An 18,675-nucleotide genomic window follows, 5' to 3' on the forward strand; every position below is an offset into this window, starting at 1 on the left:
TTTATTTTAATAGCTCAATTTAATCTTTTCAGCTCAAATTCTATATCTAATTTGACTAAATATTCTAAAACTATCGTGATTTTAGCGGGGCCTACTGCAGTAGGAAAAACCTCTTTGTCAATTGAATTAGCTAAACAATTTAATACGGAAATCATTTCGGCTGATTCACGGCAGTTTTATCGAGAAATGGAATTAGGTACTGCTAAACCTTCAAAGCGTGAAATGGATGGAATAGTTCACCATTTTATTAATTCGCACAGTATTCATGATGAATATAATGTTGGTGATTTTGAGAAGGATAGTTTAACTTTATTAAGTGAGCTGTTTTTAAAACATGATGTTGTTTTTGTGGTAGGGGGCTCAGGCTTATATGTTAAAGCACTTTGTGAAGGTATTGATGAAATGCCCAAGATCCCTCAAGAACTAAGAGCTCAATTAAATGATGAATATCTAAAGTTTGGTTTGGAATACCTTCAAAATGAGCTTCAAGCAGTTGATCCAGAATATTATTCCATTGTGGATCAGCAAAACCCTCAAAGATTGATTAGAGCCCTAGAACTTTTTAGAGCTACGGGCAAGAATATGACCTATTACAGAGCCCAAACCAGTAAAATAGAACGGCCTTTTAATATCATAAAAATTGGTTTAGAAAGACCAAGGGAAGAATTATACCAAAGAATAAATTTAAGAATGGACCAAATGATTGCAGCTGGTTTATTTGAAGAGGCAAACAAACTTTATCCGTTTAAAAATTTGAATGCATTGCAAACAGTAGGCTATTCAGAGATATTTGGATATTTGGATGGGGATTATGATAAAGAGGAAGCGATAAGATTGTTAAAACGAAATAGCCGTAGATATGCAAAAAGGCAAATGACTTGGTTTAAAAAAGATACCGAGTTTAAATGGTTTTCACCCATTGATGAAAATTTTATTCGTGAGTATATAAAGAACTCCCTTAACAAAATTTAATTTTCTGCATTTTGAGCTTGATTTTTCCTAAAATGACCCCAAGCAATTTTTATATCATCATAGGTAAATTCATCTCCCAATCTTGCTTTCACATCTGCGCTGCCTTTTACTTCATCTAAAGCCATAACTTGACAAATTTGGTCTAATTTGACAGGATCAATTAATTCTGTTGCATCTATATCCCCACTCTCAATATATTTAGATAAATGTCCTAAAATAGTACCTTCTACAAAACCTCTTTTGCTTGCAATTTGATCAATGCTATTTCCCTCTTTATACAAGTTAAATGAAATCTCAGCTGTGGGAGTTTTATCCTTTTTTGGCTTTGATTTTTTTGAATTCTTTTTCGCATCAGCATATTCCGCAGATTGATTTAAATCCGATTTAGTTAAAACACGATTGTCAACAGCTGAATTAACCAGTAGACCAGTTTTACTTATTTGTAAAATTTTAGACTTAAGTAATTCAGTGATTGATTCTATTTCTTTTAAATAACTTTTTACTTTATCCTGTTTAGAAGTCTCAATCAAATGAGCTTTAAATGCATCATATAGGTCCTTTAGCTTAGGTTTAAAATAGGATTCAGCACTATGCACTCTGTCTTCTAATTCCTGAAGATATTCTGATTTTGCCTCATAATGAGCTAGTGAGCTTTGGAATTTTAAACCGATTTTATTGATTTCATTTAGGCTTTCTAGTTTTTCGTGCGTCCACTTTGCATACTGTTGTTTTAATGAGCGGTTCTCATTTTTATTAAAACTTTTGAAATGGTGACTAAGCTCATTTTTTAATTCTTGAAAATTATAAGCTTCTCGAACATGCTCAAATAAGAATCTTTTTTGATCGGAAGCTAGATTTTTTTTCAGCTCAGAGGAATCTACCTTTTTTTGTTCAAAATTCTTTAAAGTATCTGCTAAGTTTAAGGAAATATTATGGACAGGTTTTGAGAGTATCAAGCCATCTAAACTTGTGAGTCTAGATAAAGCAACATACATTTGACCAGGCGCAAAACTATCGGACAAGTCTAATATTGCTTTTTCAAAAGTTAAACCTTGTGATTTGTGTACTGTAATGGCCCAAGCTAATTTTAAAGGGAATTGCTTAAAAGTACCCAGCCACTTCTCTTCTAATTCATTAGTGGCTTTATCCAAACTATAACGTTGGTTCAGCCATTCGTATCTTTCCACCGTAACCTCATCTTCCGGATCTTTCAGTTTTACTTTTATAGTGTCCTCATTGAGCTCTGATATTTCTCCGATTTTACCATTAAAATATCGTGCATCACCACTTGAGTCATTTTTAATAAACATTACTTGTGCGCCTAGTTTGAAATTTAATTGCGCAGGTATTGGGTACATGTTTTCAGGAAAATCTCCTTCTATTTCGGCCGTATAGTTAGTTGCATCCTCACTTAATGATTTTAACGCCTTTTCATTTATAAGATCAGCTTTGTTATTGTGAGTGGTAATATGGATGTAACCATTCTTTGTAGATTCTTCTGCATCTTCTACATAATGCTCATTTAATTTTTTCAGATCTTGCTGTGTTAAATGATTGTCCCTTAATCGGTTTAATATTGAAGTAAATTCCGGATCTGATTGGCGAAATATTTTATCAAGTTCAATGTAAACCATTTCTGATTTTTGAATAGCTAAGGCTTCAAAAAAGTATCCAGTATTATAGAAATGATTCAAATACTGCCATTCATATTGTTTAATAACTGGAGGAAGCTGATTTAAATCTCCAATAAACATGATTTGTAATCCTCCAAAGGGACTAGGATTTTTACGAACAGTTCTTAATACTAAATCCATGCAATCTAAAATGTCAGCTCTTAACATACTGACTTCATCTATAATCAATAATTCCAGATTTCTAATAATCTGTCTTTTATTGCCATACATTTTAAATTGTTGTAGAAATGTCCGTGGAGTATGAATTTGCTCACTAGCACTGCCGAAATCAACTGCATTATCATCTGGAATAAAAGTACCAAATGGTAACTGTAATAAAGAGTGTAATGTGACTCCTTTTGCATTTATTGCAGCAATACCGGTTGGGGCTGCTACTGCAACATTTTTGTAGGTATTTTTTATAATATGCCTTAATAATGTGGTTTTACCGCTACCTGCTTTACCAGTTAGAAATATTAATCTATTAGTAGTATTGACATATTTAACGGCTAGATTTGCGAGTTCAGTTAGTTTCTGTTGAGGCATATTTTGAAGGGATTTTGGTTTAGAATTGTAAATCTAGTTAAAAACCTACTTTATGAAAAGAGACGGGATGAAACTCATTTCATTATAATGGAATAGCAGTGGTATCTGTGATTTTCTTCATAACAAAAGAACTTTGAATATTCGTTAAGTTCTGATTTGTGGATAGTTTATTGACAATGAAATCCTGAAAAGCGTTCATATCTTTTACTAGAATTTTAAGGTGATAATCGTATTGACCTGCTAAGTGGTAACATTCTGTAACTTCGGGGATTTTAGAGATATGATCTTCAAATTGAGCTAGCTTGTCTTTAGTGTGTTTTTCTAAACGCAGCATACATAATGCCATCAGCCCTTTACCAGTTTTATCTGCATCTATTAATGCTACATATTGCCTTATAACCTTCGTTTTCTCTAATCTTTTAACTCGCTCATAAATAGGAGTGATAGTTAAGTCTAGTTTAGCAGCAAGTTCCTTATTGGTCATTCTTGCATTCTGTTGAAGCAGTTTTAAAATTTCTATATCTGTTCGATCCAGTCTTAGTGTAGAATTATTTTCCATTTATTGAGATTAAAAGATTGCTAAATAGATGATATTTCTTATTAAATGTAAAAAGTAGTTTTATTTTCTTCATTATATGAATCACAAGAACTATTTTCTAAATTTATAAAAAATATTAGAAATTATGAACGAACATTCTTTTTCACCAGAAAGTCAGATGATGTCATTCGGCTATAAACCTGAATTGTCTGAAGGAGCAATCAAGTGTCCAATTTTTCAAACTTCAACTTTCGCCTTTAAGAAAGCGGAAGATGGTAAGGCATTTTTTGAGGTGGCTTACGGAAAAAGGGAGAAGACTGATGAGGAAGAGTTAGGTCTGATATACAGCAGATTAAATAATCCAAACCTACAAATCACAGAAGATAGACTGTGTTTATGGGATGGAGCAGAAGACGCTGCTATTTTCGAAAGTGGAATGGGAGCAATTAGCAGTATGCTAATGGAATTCCTTAATCCTGGAGATGTTTTATTACATTCTGTACCAGTTTACGGTGGAACTGATCATTTTATTAATCATGTTTTACCGAAATGGGGCATTCATTCAATTGGTGTTAATCCATATCAAGATAAGGAAGATGTCATGAAAGAAATTGAAGAGAGTGGTATGAAAGATAAAATCCGCTTTGTATATCTTGAAACTCCTGCAAATCCCACTAATGCGCTGGTTGATATCGGTATGTTCCGAGAAATCGCAGATTCAATCAATACTCAGGAAGAGCCAATCTATATAGGGGTTGATAATACTTATATGGGCCCAATATGGCAGCATCCATTAAAATTAGGTGCAGATATGGTCATTTATTCTGCTACTAAATATATTGGAGGGCATAGTGATTTAGTAGCAGGAGCTTGTCTGGGTTCAGCTGATTTAATAAAAAGAGTTAAGGGTTTTAGAACCTTCATGGGTAACATGGCCGGACCTCACACTGGCTGGTTGTTGATGAGAAGTTTAGAGACTTTAAAAGTTAGAATGGAGAAGCAAGCGCAAAACGCTCAAGAAGTAGCTGCTTTTCTGAATTCACATCCTAAAGTTGAAAAAGTACATTATCTGGGTAATCTTAAACCTGAGGACGGTCGCCAGTATGATATATTTAAAAAGCAATGTACTTCAAACGGTGCTATGTTAGCGTTTGATATTCAAGGTGGTGAGAAAGAAGCTTTTAAATTCCTAAATAATGTTAAGTTGATAAAACTTGCAGTTAGTTTAGGAAGCACCGAATCATTAGCGGAACATCCGGCAACCATGACGCATTCTGATGTGGATGAGGATTTGAGAAATAAAATTGGCATTACTTCAAGCCTTGTAAGAATTTCAGTAGGTGTGGAAGATGCTAAAGATTTAATTTGGGATATTGAACAAGCATTAGCACAAGTATAATTTGCATAGCCTAGGTTTATGTTTATAAATCTAGGCTTTTTCTTTCCATAGTTTTATTTTTAAAATATAACTCTTACCTTTGCGCGCTTATTTGGAAGACGGCTAAAGATAAATAATTGAAAAACAGCCAAAAATAAGCAAATGAAGCAATATTTTAAATTATTTGATCTTACACAAAGAGTAGATTACAAAACAGAAGTGCTCTCAGGATTGACAGTAGCTATGGCACTAGTCCCAGAAGCAGTTGCTTTTGCTTTCGTAGCAGGTCTTTCCCCTCTTACTGGTTTATATGCTGCATTTGTTATGGGCTTGGTTACTGCTATTTTAGGTGGTAGGCCAGGAATGATATCAGGTGCAACTGGTGCAATTGCAGTAGTCATAGTTTCATTGGCTCAACAACATGGTGTTGAATATGTGTTGGCAGCAGTGATTTTATCTGGATTAATTCAAGTACTGGCTGGTGTGCTAAAGCTAGGTAAATTTATGCGCTTAGTGCCTCATCCAGTAATATTCGGATTTGTGAATGGTTTAGCAGTTATTATTTTCACGTCTCAATTGGCTCAATTTAAGGATGGGTCCGGTAATTGGTTAAGTGGAGAGCCTCTTTATATATTATTGGCTTTAGTTTTGGCAACAATGTTAATCGTTTGGGGCTTACCTAAAATAACAAAAGCGATTCCTTCTTCATTAGCTGCTATTTTAGTGATTTTTGGAGTAGTTTTCTTTTTCGATATAGATACGAGAACTGTAGGGGATGTTGCTTCAATTAAAGGTACTTTTCCGCCATTTCATATCCCTAGCGTCCCTCTTAAATGGGAAACTTTAATGATTATCTTACCATACTCAGCAATTATGGCAGCGGTAGGTTTAATTGAAAGTTTGCTTACCCTCAATATTGTAGATGAGATTACTGAAAGTAGAGGTAGAGGAAATAAAGAAGCAGTAGCTCAAGGTACAGCTAATATCTTATCTGGCTTGTTTTCAGGTATGGGAGGATGTGCCATGTTAGGACAAAGCCTTATTAATATTTCGAACGGTGCAAGGGCTAGATTATCAGGAATCGTTGCTGCAATTATGCTATTGGTGTTTATCATGTTTGGTTCATCTTATATTGAACTTGTACCCATGGCAGCCTTAACAGGGCTTATGATCATGGTTTCTATTGGTACTTTCGAATGGGCAAGTTTGAAAACCATTAATAAGATGCCAAAGTCAGATATTTTGGTAATGGTATTGGTAACTCTTGTGACGATTGTATTGCATAATTTGGCACTAGCCGTAATAGTGGGAGTGATCATTGCTGCATTAGTTTTTGCCTGGGATAATGCCAAAAGAATTAGAGCTAGAAAAAGTATAGATCAAGAGGGTATAAAGCATTATGAGATTTATGGCCCATTATTTTTCGGATCTACAGCCGCATTCAATGAGAAATTTGATGTGATGAATGATCCTGAAGAAGTGATTATTGACTTTGCGGAAAGTAGAGTGGTAGATATGTCTGCAATTGAGGCTTTAAATAAAATTACTGAAAGATATTTAAAGGTTGGAAAGAAGGTTCACCTTAAGCATTTAAGCCCTGATTGTAGAAGACTTCTTCAAAATGCAGATAAAATTATAGATGTTAATGTTATAGAAGACCCTAGTTACAAACTAGCGGTTGATAAATAGATTTTAGTTTTTCATAGTGAGTAGTTTTGGTTTAGGTTAGAAAGCCGGGAGTAGTGACCCGGCTTTTCTTTTTTTATCTAATTAAGTCGATCAAATATATCCTTTCGCTGTAACAAGTGTTACCTCAGCTGATAGAATAAATGGCTATTTTTATAGGAATAAACTTAAAAAGTCATGAAAACATCAGCTTTAATCATTCTAATTTTTTCACCCTTTATCATATTGTCTTGTGATCCGTTGAATGATAATATTAGCCCTAAATTGGACAATAAATTGACTATGATAAGTAGTTTTCCTCTAGAGCCATTAAGTGAACAAGAAATTTCTTCCATTTACTTTATGAGAGAGGAAGAAAAACTAGCCAGAGATGTCTATGGTTTTTTATATGATAAGTATTCTGTTATAGTATTCAATAATATTTCTGAAAGCGAGCAAAGTCACATGGATGCAGTTTTACAGTTAATCAATAGATATGATTTGAGTGATCCTGCTGAAGATACCCATTTCGGAGAGTTTCAAAATGCTGAACTACAACAGCTTTACGATGATTTAATCTCTCAAGGTTCTGATAATATTATAGAAGCATTAAAGGTAGGGGCTGTAATTGAAGAAATTGATATTATAGATATTCAAAATGATTTGGATACTTCTATCGACAATCAAGATATTAATTATGTTTATGAGAATTTATTAAAAGGATCTAGAAATCACCTTCGTGCTTTTGTTAAGAATTTGTCAAATCGAGGCATAATTTATAATCCGGAATACTTAAGCCAAGAATTATATAATTCGATTATAAATTCCGAAAAGGAAAACTAATAATAAATTTATTTTAAGAATAGATAAAAATATGAATAATAGAATAATATTAAGCGGAATATTACCACTAACAATTGCTTTAACATTTTTTGGCTGTCAAAATAATAAGTCAAATAGTTCTACTGAATCTCAAAAAACTGATTTGGCCTCTAACTCAATCATTTCTCAAAATGGTGCCCAATTAATAAGCAGTAATTGTTATGTATGTCATAATCCAAATAGTAATTCACATGAAGAAATAATAGCACCACCACTTGCAGGAATTAAAGAAAGGTATTTGAAAGCTTCAGCTGATAGAGATGATTTTATAAATAAAATGACTTCTTTTGCTTATAATCCTTCAAAAGACAAAGCTGTAATGAAAGGGCCAGTAAAACGATTTGGTTTAATGCCAAAAACTGCATTGTCAGAAGGTGAAATAAAGGCTATAGTAGAGTATATACATGATAATGATATTCCAGCGCCCAAATGGTTTGCGGAACACAAGAAGAAACATTAGGTATCTTTTACTAAGCTAAACCCTCCAAGTTGATTATTCTGAGGTAATATTTTATTAAAATACTTTTATTTCCCTTTTTGATAATTGTTACTAAATCTTACTATATGTTATTTAAAACCCTTCTCTAATACCCTAATAGTTACTTCATTTTGCACTTTACTTTTAAAATTTATAAAATATTGATGTACTGTTTTTTCATATTTCGATGAACTGAAAGAATTAGATGTCTAAAACAAATATTTAATATATAAATTTGGTGTATAGAAATCAAAACCTGAAATCACTTATCCTAATTAAGCATTCATGATTTTGATTTAGTTAATTCTCGTTGAAATTTAGATTTAAAATATAATAGGGGCTGAGTCTAATTTTCAATTCTTCAATATGAATCGTATGACATTCAAAGGTTTAATAATTGCCCTGATTATAGCTGTTATAAGCTGTTCAAATTTAAAAGCACAGGAAAGTGTAAACACTGCAGCTTTTGAAGCTGTAGGGAGTGGAGGTTCAGTTAGCGCCTCTATCGGCCAAGTGATATATACTTCAGTAAGTTCTTCTCATGGAATCCTATCTTCTGGAGTGCAACAGCCTGTAATTACAGAAGTTGTTTCTGGGTTAAGAAATCAAAATATCAAGATAGAATCAAAAATTTACCCAAACCCAACCTCAAATGAATTGAAATTGGAAGTAAAAGGCATTGGCAGTTATTTATACCAATTATTTGATGCAAATGGAAATATCCTAAAATCACATATAGTAGAAACACCGGAAACTGTGATTGATATACGAGAGCTTCCTGCAGCTATTTATTTTATTAATGTTAACAGTAAAGGTAAAGTTCTTAAATCATTTAAAGTATTAAAGCAATAAAAGAAAAGAGGAAGGGAAATATATTATGAAAAAGTTATTATTAATTCAATCAATATTTTTCATCGCGCTAACGTCATACGCACAGAGTCCTGAAAAATTTAGTTACCAAGCTGTAATTAGAAATGCCGATGGTAAAGTGCTTAATCAACAAAATGTGGCAATGCAAATTAGTATTATTCAAAACTCTGTAAATGGAGGTGCTGTTTATTCTGAGACACACAGATCAAATACTAATGCAAATGGATTATTAAGCATAATAATAGGAGAGGGGGAAGTTGTATCAGGTGATTTTTCTGTTATAGATTGGAGTGAAGGGCCTTATTTTATTAAAAGTGAAACAGATCCACAAGGTGGAAGTAACTATACCATAGTAAGTACTAGTCAACTATTAAGTGTGCCTTACGCGCTTCATGCCAATACCGCAGATGAATTGACTTTTAATGTTGTGACCGAAGAATCAGATCCTATTTTTCAATCCTCATTGGCATCTGGAATTACAGAAGCGGATACTGCATTTTGGAATACTCATACTGAGGATACTAAATTAACTAGTGATGAAATTGCTGAATTTGGATTTGTTACAGGACCTCACACAGACTCAACTGATATTGCTAATTATGGATATGTGGCTGGTCCACAACTTGATTCAACAGCCATTGCAAATATGGGTTTTGCAACTACAGCAACAGACAATATTTACGAAGTAGGGGATTTAGCGCAGGGAGGAGTTGTTTTTTGGGTCGATGCTACCGGAACACATGGCTTAGTTTGCGCAATATCTGATCAGAGTGCTGGTATTAGATGGCATGCTGGAACAAAAGGCAGTACTCAAGCAAAAGGTGATGGCATTTATGCGGGAAAATCAAATACTGCTATTGCGATAAGTTCACATGTAGCAATAGGAGATGATGGTGAAACTTATGCAGCAAGAATATGTAATGAATTAGTTGTCACAGAAAATGGGGTTGATTACGGAGACTGGTATCTTCCTTCAATGGTTGAATTAGGCATTATGTATAATAATAAAGAGCTAATTAATTCCTCAGCTGTAAGTGCAGGAGGGAATGCATTTGCTTCTGATTTTTATTGGAGTTCTACCGAAATTAATGCAAATAATGCTGAAGCTATGCAGTTTAATGCAGGGGTTCAATTAGGTTTTGGAAAACAAGTCCCAAGAAATGTAAGAGCTATTCGATCATTTTAATCTTAATAGTATTTTGAATCCTTTTAAGAAGTAATTTCTTCTTATGAATTGTTCTATATTTGCACTTCGACTAATGAATCATTTCTATGAAGATATATACTAAAGGAGGAGATAAAGGTAAAACATCATTATTGGGAGGTTCCAGAGTATCAAAAGCGCATATAAGAATTGATGCTTATGGCAATGTAGATGAACTAAATTCTTGGATTGGTTTATTGAGAGATCATAAAGAGAATGTATCTCGAAATCTTTTGTTAATTGAAATTCAAGATAGATTATTTACTATTGGTTCTCAACTTGCAAAGGAACCAGGAGAAAGCAAATTTCCCATTCCAGATATTTCTGAGAGCGATGTAGATAGACTTGAAAAAGTAATTGATGAAATGAACGATCAGTTGCCACCAATGAAAAATTTCATCTTACCAGGTGGACATCAGTTAGTATCTTACGCCCACATTGCCAGAACGGTTTGTAGAAGAGCAGAAAGGGGAATAGTAACTCTCAAGGAGCATGAAGAAGTCAATGATTTGATAATCACATATTTAAATAGATTGTCAGATTATTTATTCATGTTATCACGGAAATTAACCCAAGAATTAAAGGTAGATGAAGTACCATGGGTACCTAAAAAGTAATTGGAAATTTGACCTTTTTTTTGTATTTTCGTGCAATTTTAATTTAAACCGACCATCATGATAGATACTTTAGATATTTCCATTCAAAAAGTTCAAAATTCACGCATCAATGAGGTTGATTTTGACAATATTCCTTTCGGAAAAGTTTATTCTGACCATATGTTCATTGCGGACTATGAAGATGGTCAATGGAGTGATTTACGTATAGTGCCTTATGAGAATCTTTCTCTAGCACCAGCGTCAAGTGTTATTCACTATGGTCAATCTGTTTTTGAAGGTTTAAAAGCTTACAAAAACAATAAAGGAGAAGCAGTGGTGTTTCGACCTGAAGCCAATGCTAAAAGATTGAACAAATCAGCTGAAAGAATGTGCATTCCGGAAGTTCCTGAAGAGCTTTTCATAACAGCTATGACGGAATTGTTAAATCTTGATAAGGATTGGATTCCTAATAAGGAAAACACTGCCTTATACATCAGACCATTCGTTTTTGCAATGGATGATTATATAGGAATTAAGCCTTCTGAGAAGTACAGATTTATGATTATTACATGCCCTGTTGGAGCTTACTATAGTGAACCTGTAAAAGTTAAGATTGAAACTGAGTTTACTAGAGCTGCTAAAGGTGGAACAGGATATGCAAAAGCTGCTGGTAATTATGCAGGTTCTTTATATCCTGCAAAATTAGCTCAGAAACAGGGGTATCATCAATTAATCTGGACCGATGCAAAAGAGCATGCCTACATAGAGGAATCAGGTACCATGAATATCATGTTCGTGATTAATGATACTTTAATTACGCCAGAAGCAAGTTCAACTATCCTTAGAGGTATCACCAGAGATTCTGTTCTCACAGTGGCAAGAGATTGGGGAATGAAAGTGGAAGAGAGAAGAGTTAGTGTTGATGAAGTGATTGAGGCGGCCAAGAATGGTACGCTACAAGATGCTTTCGGAGCGGGAACAGCGGCTACAATCGCACATATTGCACTTATCGGCCATGATGGAGTAGATTATACTTTGCCTCCGATCGAAGAAAGAAAGTTCTCAAATAAAGTATTGAAAGCGCTTGATGCTATAAAATTAGGTGAAGCTGAAGATAAGCATGACTGGATTTTTAAGCTTTAAAGCAACATAATTATATTGAACTTGCCGTATGATGTGAATTATACGGCATTTTTTATTTTAAAAAATTAAATAATCTGTCTTTATGACTACTGACGATTTGAAAGATTTAAAAGCCCGAGTGGAAGCACTTCGGGGGTATCTTTGACTACGATAAGAAAGTAGAAGAAATAAAAGAATTAGAATTAGTCTCTGCTCAACCTGACTTTTGGAATGATTCAGATGAAGCAGAGAAGACCATGAAGAAAATTCAAGGTCTTAAAGAATGGACCAAACATTTTGATGAGCTGAATGAACTATATGGTGAAACTGAAACGTATCATGAGTTTTTAGAAATCGGTGAATCTAGTGAGGAAGAAGTACAAAAAGCCTATGAAAAAGCTTTAGCGAAAACTGAAGATTTAGAATTGAAGAAAATGCTATCTTCAGAAGAAGATCAGTTCTCAGCTATGCTTCAAATCACTCCCGGAGCTGGTGGTACAGAAAGTAATGACTGGGCTGGCATTCTCATGAGGATGTATATCATGTGGGGTGAATCAAATGGTTATAAGGTAAAGGAAGTAGATTTTCAGGAAGGTGATGTTGCCGGAGTGAAATCTGTTACTTTGGAATTTGACGGGCCTCAGGCATATGGATTTCTGAAATCTGAGAATGGGGTTCATAGATTAGTAAGAATTTCGCCATTTGATAGTGGTGGAAGAAGACATACATCTTTTGCTTCAGTTTATGTCTATCCAGTAGTGGATGATACAATTGAAATTGACATTCATCCTAATGATATTGAAATGCAAACATCAAGATCTGGAGGTGCTGGAGGTCAGAATGTGAACAAGGTTGAGACTAAAGTACAATTAACCCATAAGCCAACAGGAATTGTTGTGGTATGTCAGGCCAATAGAACTCAATTAGGAAACAGAGAAGAGGCAATGAAGATGTTGAAATCTCAATTATATCAAATTGAGGTAGAGAAAAGAAATGCCGAAAGAAGTGAAATTGAGGCTGGTAAGAAGAAAATTGATTTTGGATCTCAGATCAGAAACTATGTACTTCATCCCTATAAATTGATAAAAGATGCTAGAACTGGAGTTGAAAGAACTGATGTTCAAAATGTTCTAGATGGTGATCTGAATGATTTCATTAAAGCCTATTTAATGGGTAGTGATGAAACTGTTGGTGAATAAAATGTAACTAAATATAGTAATTTGAAAGGCCTGAGTTCAGGCCTTTTTTATTGCTTAAGATTATTTCAGAAGTATCTTTTGAGTTGAAATTAAATCCCCTTTTCTGATTTTTATAAAGTATAAACCTTTATCAAGGAAACTGATATTTAACTCATTTTTATACTCATTATTATCAGATTGATATTTTATTTTTCCTTGTAAATCATAAATAGAGATAGTATCCCAATTATCAGTAAACTTTAATAGCCCACTATTCGGATTCGGATAAACTCTCATATTCCAGTTTTCATTAAATGGATTTCGGGTAGATAAAGTGATGCGTTCCTCTTCAAAAACTGGTCTTATCATCACACTTCCTTCTAATATGATATTGGGTTCCCAAGTCCCACTTTGGTTGTAATAAAGCCTATTAGCATTGTTAGTATTTTTATCAAATCCAATTGAAATAGGCTGGTCATTTTCTTCTCTATATCCGATATAAAATTCTCCACTTAGTAAAACTGGTCTATCAAAAGAGAATCTTTGGAATTCATTAATTTCGGTTTCTTTACTAATCAATACATTTTTAGCCCTTAAAATATCATCAGTATTTGCAGTTAAGTCACTCCAAACCAATAAAGTTATATTTTGATTAGATGAATTTTGGGTAATATTGGGCACATAAACTTCTATTCCAGTAAGGTATTGCTCTCCGATCATCTCAAAGCCTTGAGCTAATAAATAATTTCTAGAATTTAGCTGAACTCTAGATTCAGCGGTGCCATCATCATAAGCATAAAAATCATCTAATGGGATGATGGTTGATATTGTATCGTTTTGTCTAAAACTTAAATTTGGATAATAATTAGCTACTCCATTAATGGTTTCAAAAAATAGGCTGTCATTGGTTCCCAGGTTGAATTGAAAATTAAGATAAATAGAATCCTCTTGTTCTTTTTCGGCTAATAAATAATCTATGAAAGCAGCTTTATTTGATAAATCATAATTAAATAAGGCAGTATCTTGTAGGTCAGTTATGAAATTTCCAGTTACATCAAGTGAATCAATTATGTTTAAAGGTTTGAGAGTATCATAAACAATGCTGAAAAATTCTGTACCAAAAGAAAAGTTAGTCGAATTTCCTCCCCATAGATTGTTATAGATAAAATTTGAGGGTTTTAAGTTCTCTTCCAACCAGTTTCTATTTAAATGATGTAGTGGAATTGCATAATAATCTTTAAAAATGGTTTCTGCTTTTCTCGAGAATGTCCTGTCTTCATAAGAATCATAAGCATTATTCTGAGTACTTACAGGGGTGTTTCCTTCGTTTAAATAAATATAATCGATATTCCAGACATCGAAATCACCTGCTAAATTTCCAGAAACCTCGAACTTAAATTGGAAACCTGAGTGTAAAAAGCTTTGATCATTCACTCGTTCAAAATGCTGTGAGAATTTTGTAGGTTCTACATTACCTGTTCCGCCAAAGCCATTTACTTGAATCCAATCACCTGCTTCATTTTTAAAGCTTAATTTTAATGAATCCTGATTGTCAGGGGCAAACCCCCCATATCCTTGCTGCCAAAAGAAACTTAAATTGATATTAGAATTGACAGAATAAGCTGATAAGTCAATGGGTTGCGATACTAGGCTGTCACCAATTCCATTATTACCAGCATCGTCAGCATAAGCTACGCCCTGACCATTAAAACCGTCTAAGGTTGCGACATTATATGATGGGGGAAGATAAGTATAGCTATTATTGACAAATACATTTTCTCCAAATTGCCATAATGAACTGTCTGGAGCCGATAAATCATATGAGAAATCGTCCCAAAAGGGTAAAGTAATTGTATCAGGATTAGCTATGGATCTAAAATCTGTATGATTTATCCGTTTAAAGTTTGTAGGTTTTTCAATGATTTGAGCGCTTGCAACCATGGAATAACCACTAATTATTAAAATAATCTTTATTTTAAGAAGCCATAATGGTTTCATATTTTATCCGGTGTCAACAATTGTTCTTGATTTTTAGGTGCTACAACCCAAATATCTACCTGATTACCAGTTCTAACCGAGCTACCTGCTTCTGGATATTGTTGTAGTACGATTCCAGATGCTTTTTCATCATCTTCACGGGTTCTTACTTTTCCAATTTGTAAACCACTACCTACGATAATAAATTCGGCATCTTCTCTGTTATTGCCCACAAGTTCAGGCATAGCAAAAGGTCTTCCTAAACCATTTCCTATTACCAAATCAATGGTTGAGCCTTTAGCAATATCAGACCCTGCTTCTATTTCTTTCCCATTAAATTTTTGTTTCAGAACAGCATTTTGAAATTCATGAGGCTCATAGGTAATATCTCCTAATAATAAACCATAACTTTCTAAAACCATTTGAGCATTTTTTAATGAACCGTCAACCAATTTTGGCATTTTCACATTCGGTGGACTAGTAGCATTTAAGGAAACGTAAATTTTTCTATTTTCTTTTACTTTTTTACCTTCTTTTGGATTTTGACTTAATACTGTCAATGGTGGATATTCAGCTGAATAGCCAGAATCTTCAGTTACCTCAAATCTTAAATCTCTTTCAAGAAGAAATTCATCTAATTCATCCAAATGAACACCTTCTAATTGAGGTACCGTTATACTTTCACCATGATGTGTAGTTACAGGTAAATAAATGTAAAAGAAAGTGAGTACTATGATTAAGCCTAGGGTAACTATGATTCCTAAATGAATCAATATGTCTTTTACTGAATCAGCTTTTAATTTCATTTTTCAATGGTTTGATTTTTCATTTTTTCTGTCCCAAAAGAAAGTATTTTATCAATAAAGTCATATGGTTTGTAACCATTGATTGCCGTTTGATGAAAAATACATGTGGCAGGTGTCATGCCAGGTAAAGAATTAACTTCAATAATAATGGTTTCTGCTGTTAAATCATCAAAAACTCTAACAAAAGCATCTATTCGAGCATAACCCGTAATATTTAACACTTCAGCGGTTTTCTTTAATGTGTTTTTCACTTGTTCAGCTACTTTATCATACTCTTCACTTTTTGGAGTATACCTAGCAGGAGTTATATTTTGTCCTTCTCCAGCTAAAAATTTCTCTTCAAGGCTTAACACTTCACCACCAGCTAACGCTTCTGATGGTTCAAATATTTCATATCTAACTGAGCCATCATGATTTAAATGTGTTAATAAGCCTCCTGTAATCTCAAGGAAGTATTTAGCATCTTTCTTTTCTATTAATTCTTCTAAAAGGAAGAAATTCTTTTGAGGGAATTCCTCGTTCTTCTTAAGATTTAATGTTTTGGCTAAACTTTCGATGAATTCAGCTTGAGGTCTAAACATCATGCCAGCAAAAGCTTCTAGTTCAGCTCTATTTTTTATTTTCTTCACTGCAGAGCTACAACCATCATCAGCAGGTTTCGCAATAAGTGGATAGTTTAATTGCCCTTCAATAGCACTTAATTCAGCCTCTTTATTGGATTGCCATTTATCTTCAAAAACTAATCTATGATCAGCAACTGAAATTCCTGCTTTCTTCAAAATTTCATTTGTATCATATTTATTTATCGTGATTTTTGAACTTTCAACATCGGATCCATTATATGGGATATTTAATTTCTCTAATTCCGATTGAACAGCACCATCTTCACCTGGTCTGCCATGTAATGCGATAAAAGCAACATCAATAAGGTTGTTTAAATCACTGTATTCAATCTTTTTAAGTTCATTTGTTCCATCTGAGACATATTTATCGGTTATATCTTGACACTCAAATTTTATTTGAGAAATAATAGGGTGAACTTCATAATGTTGAATTTTATCTTTTATGTCATCAGCATTATCCTTTAACATAATGTTGATGGGTAGGATGTGTAGAATATGCTTGGATTCATCCCCACTCAAGAAAATAGGAATGGGTAAATACTTTTCTGAAGAAGCTAGTTTTTCGTAAATATTTCTACCACTTTCAACCGATATATGCCTTTCAGTTGAAAAACCTCCCATAATAACACCTACATTGATTTTCTGCTGAGCTTCATTCTTTAGTCCTTCTAATTTAGTATCAAGCTTTTTCACCATCTTCTGAAGTTCAAAATGATGTTTGCCAGTTTTTAATCGAGCTTTTAAAGATGTTCTGATAATATAGCTTAAAAATTGAGAAGGATTCAATCCTATTTCCGCAGCTTGATGAAAGAAGAAGGAAGAGGGTAACATACCTGAAGTGGTGTTCGGATCATTTAAGAATACTTTACCTTCTTCAGTAATAAATCCATCTATTCTGGCATATACATCGATCTGTAATGCATTAAATAGATTAGCGCATTTAGTTCTTATTTTCTCAATAATATCTTGAGGAGCATTGATAGGAGTGATTTTCCTACTTATGCCAGGCAAATATTTCGATCTATAATCAAATACATCTTTTCCTTTTCTGATTTCAGTAGGGGGAAGTGCTATAGGTTTTCCGTTTTCATCTTGAATTACAATACAAGAGAATTCTTTTCCTTCTATAAAGGATTCGATCAAAAGAGAATCTTCCGAATCGATAGCTTGAAGTTTGATGCTTTCTGAATTTGAAGAAAGTTTTTGATTCAAAGTATTTAATAAATCATCCGGAGTATAAATGATGGATTCATTATGAATTACTGGCAATCCTATTCCTTCTCTAATATCAACTAATTTGGCAATGAATTTTATCTTTTCATCTTCAGTATAGCTTGACCATTCGGAATGATGAATTTCAAGTTCGAAAAAGCTTTTTTGAATAAGCTTCTCAAAATCCTCAAGATTGTCTTCATTTAAAATACTAACTCCTATAGAAGACCCTTGATGCGGAGCTTTTATGACTAGTGGTAATCCTAGTTCTTTCTTGATGCTCTCAAATATATTAGAATGATCGTGGCTTTTCCAATCTGCTTTATTTAATGTTATGCTTTTGGGGCTTTCAAAATTAGCTTGTTGTAATAATTGTCTTTGCGCTATTTTACTTATTCCAATTGAAGATGGTAATATTCCTGCACCACTATAAGGGATTCCATACCATTCTAACATGCCTTGAATATTTCCATCTTCACCATATGGTCCATGCATGGCTAGGAAAGCAAAATCTATATATTCTTTAAATTCAGATGGTTCTAACTTTTTACCTACTTCACTGATTAGTTTACCCCATTCGTTTTCGGATAAGTTTTCTAATGATTCAGCATATATCTGAACCGGAAGATCTGATTGTGGTAAATATTTTACTGGAGGATAAAAATCTCGAATTGTACCTTTATAAATATATTGCCAATCTAATAAAATGAAATGGCCTTTACTATCCACAAAAATGGGCACTGCTTCAAATATCGATTTATTGAGGTTATCATATACTGTTCTTCCACCCGCAAAGGAGATTTCTCTTTCCCTAGATTGTCCTCCGAAAAATATTCCAATCTTCATTTAGTACTTTTCAATTGTATTCAAAAATATTACTTGATGATAACTCTACAGGTTTATCAAAATTCGAATTGTAAAAATAGCATATCTATTAAGAATTTTACCAATGAAA

Annotated in this window: 15 protein-coding genes; 10 read left to right on the forward strand and 5 right to left on the reverse strand. The window is 33.5% G+C overall.

The features are described from left to right. Window positions 1–51: 51 nt before the first annotated feature. Window positions 52–972, forward strand: coding sequence for a tRNA (adenosine(37)-N6)-dimethylallyltransferase MiaA (gene miaA / locus QYS48_RS13305; protein ID WP_308356336.1), 921 nt, complete (start codon window positions 52–54; stop codon window positions 970–972). Here miaA and QYS48_RS13310 read toward each other — a convergent pair. Both QYS48_RS13310 and QYS48_RS13315 read right to left on the reverse strand, forming a co-directional pair. After that, a complete protein-coding gene (locus tag QYS48_RS13310) occupies window positions 969–3,191 on the reverse strand; it encodes a helix-turn-helix domain-containing protein (protein ID WP_308356337.1) in 2,223 nt (740 codons plus the stop codon). The two genes, miaA and QYS48_RS13310, sit on opposite strands and share 4 nt — an antisense overlap. 82 nt (window positions 3,192–3,273) lie before the next feature. Beyond that, entirely contained in the window at window positions 3,274–3,750 is a 477-nt protein-coding gene (locus QYS48_RS13315; protein WP_308356338.1) for an Lrp/AsnC family transcriptional regulator, read from the reverse strand. A gap of 124 nt (window positions 3,751–3,874) precedes the next feature. On the opposite strand from QYS48_RS13315, the gene QYS48_RS13320 reads away from it, so the two are divergent. The 9 genes from QYS48_RS13320 (at window position 3,875) to prfB (ending at window position 13,123) form a co-directional block, all read left to right on the forward strand. Continuing rightward, window positions 3,875–5,128 (forward strand): cystathionine gamma-synthase family protein, encoded by a 1,254-nt coding sequence (locus tag QYS48_RS13320; RefSeq protein WP_308356339.1) that lies wholly within the window; start codon window positions 3,875–3,877, stop codon window positions 5,126–5,128. 141 nt (window positions 5,129–5,269) lie between these two features. Next, on the forward strand, window positions 5,270–6,796 hold the full coding sequence (locus tag QYS48_RS13325; RefSeq protein ID WP_308356340.1) for a SulP family inorganic anion transporter: 1,527 nt from the start codon (window positions 5,270–5,272) through the stop codon (window positions 6,794–6,796). Window positions 6,797–6,970: 174 nt separating this feature from the next. Next, window positions 6,971–7,615 (forward strand): DUF2202 domain-containing protein, encoded by a 645-nt coding sequence (locus tag QYS48_RS13330; protein ID WP_302101236.1) that lies wholly within the window; start codon window positions 6,971–6,973, stop codon window positions 7,613–7,615. A gap of 31 nt (window positions 7,616–7,646) precedes the next feature. Next, entirely contained in the window at window positions 7,647–8,114 is a 468-nt protein-coding gene (locus QYS48_RS13335; protein WP_308356341.1) for a cytochrome c, read from the forward strand. A 393-nt stretch (window positions 8,115–8,507) separates the two neighbouring features. Continuing rightward, window positions 8,508–8,984: a T9SS type A sorting domain-containing protein gene (locus QYS48_RS13340; RefSeq protein ID WP_308356342.1), complete on the forward strand. Its 477-nt coding sequence runs from the start codon at window positions 8,508–8,510 to the stop codon at window positions 8,982–8,984. A gap of 25 nt (window positions 8,985–9,009) precedes the next feature. Continuing rightward, window positions 9,010–10,188, forward strand: a complete 1,179-nt coding sequence (locus QYS48_RS13345; RefSeq protein WP_308356343.1) for a hypothetical protein — start codon at window positions 9,010–9,012, stop codon at window positions 10,186–10,188. Window positions 10,189–10,274: 86 nt separating this feature from the next. Next, the gene (locus QYS48_RS13350; protein ID WP_308356344.1) at window positions 10,275–10,823 is read left to right on the forward strand and encodes a cob(I)yrinic acid a,c-diamide adenosyltransferase; all 549 of its coding nucleotides are present in this window, start codon (window positions 10,275–10,277) and stop codon (window positions 10,821–10,823) included. A 57-nt stretch (window positions 10,824–10,880) separates the two neighbouring features. Continuing rightward, window positions 10,881–11,945, forward strand: coding sequence for a branched-chain amino acid aminotransferase (locus tag QYS48_RS13355; protein ID WP_308356345.1), 1,065 nt, complete (start codon window positions 10,881–10,883; stop codon window positions 11,943–11,945). A gap of 82 nt (window positions 11,946–12,027) precedes the next feature. Then, a protein-coding gene (prfB, locus tag QYS48_RS13360; protein ID WP_308356346.1) for a peptide chain release factor 2 occupies window positions 12,028–13,123 on the forward strand; the annotation gives its coding sequence in 2 pieces (ribosomal slippage) (window positions 12,028–12,087 and window positions 12,089–13,123; 1,095 coding nt in all). Between the two features lie 60 nt (window positions 13,124–13,183). Here the strand turns inward: prfB and QYS48_RS13365 are convergent. Genes QYS48_RS13365 through QYS48_RS13375 form a run of 3 tightly spaced genes read right to left on the reverse strand, consistent with a single transcriptional unit; the run spans window position 13,184 to window position 18,566 of the window. After that, a complete protein-coding gene (locus QYS48_RS13365) occupies window positions 13,184–15,100 on the reverse strand; it encodes a T9SS type A sorting domain-containing protein (protein ID WP_308356347.1) in 1,917 nt (638 codons plus the stop codon). Beyond that, complete coding sequence (locus QYS48_RS13370; protein WP_302101228.1) at window positions 15,097–15,885, reverse strand: PASTA domain-containing protein; 789 nt, start codon at window positions 15,883–15,885, stop codon at window positions 15,097–15,099. The genes QYS48_RS13365 and QYS48_RS13370 overlap by 4 nt, the downstream gene beginning before the upstream one ends. Beyond that, on the reverse strand, window positions 15,882–18,566 hold the full coding sequence (locus QYS48_RS13375; protein WP_308356349.1) for a D-alanine--D-alanine ligase: 2,685 nt from the start codon (window positions 18,564–18,566) through the stop codon (window positions 15,882–15,884). The genes QYS48_RS13370 and QYS48_RS13375 overlap by 4 nt, the downstream gene beginning before the upstream one ends. Between the last annotated feature and the right edge of the window lie 109 nt (window positions 18,567–18,675).

Source organism: Marivirga arenosa (assembly GCF_030503895.2).
Classification (GTDB): domain Bacteria; phylum Bacteroidota; class Bacteroidia; order Cytophagales; family Cyclobacteriaceae; genus Marivirga; species Marivirga arenosa.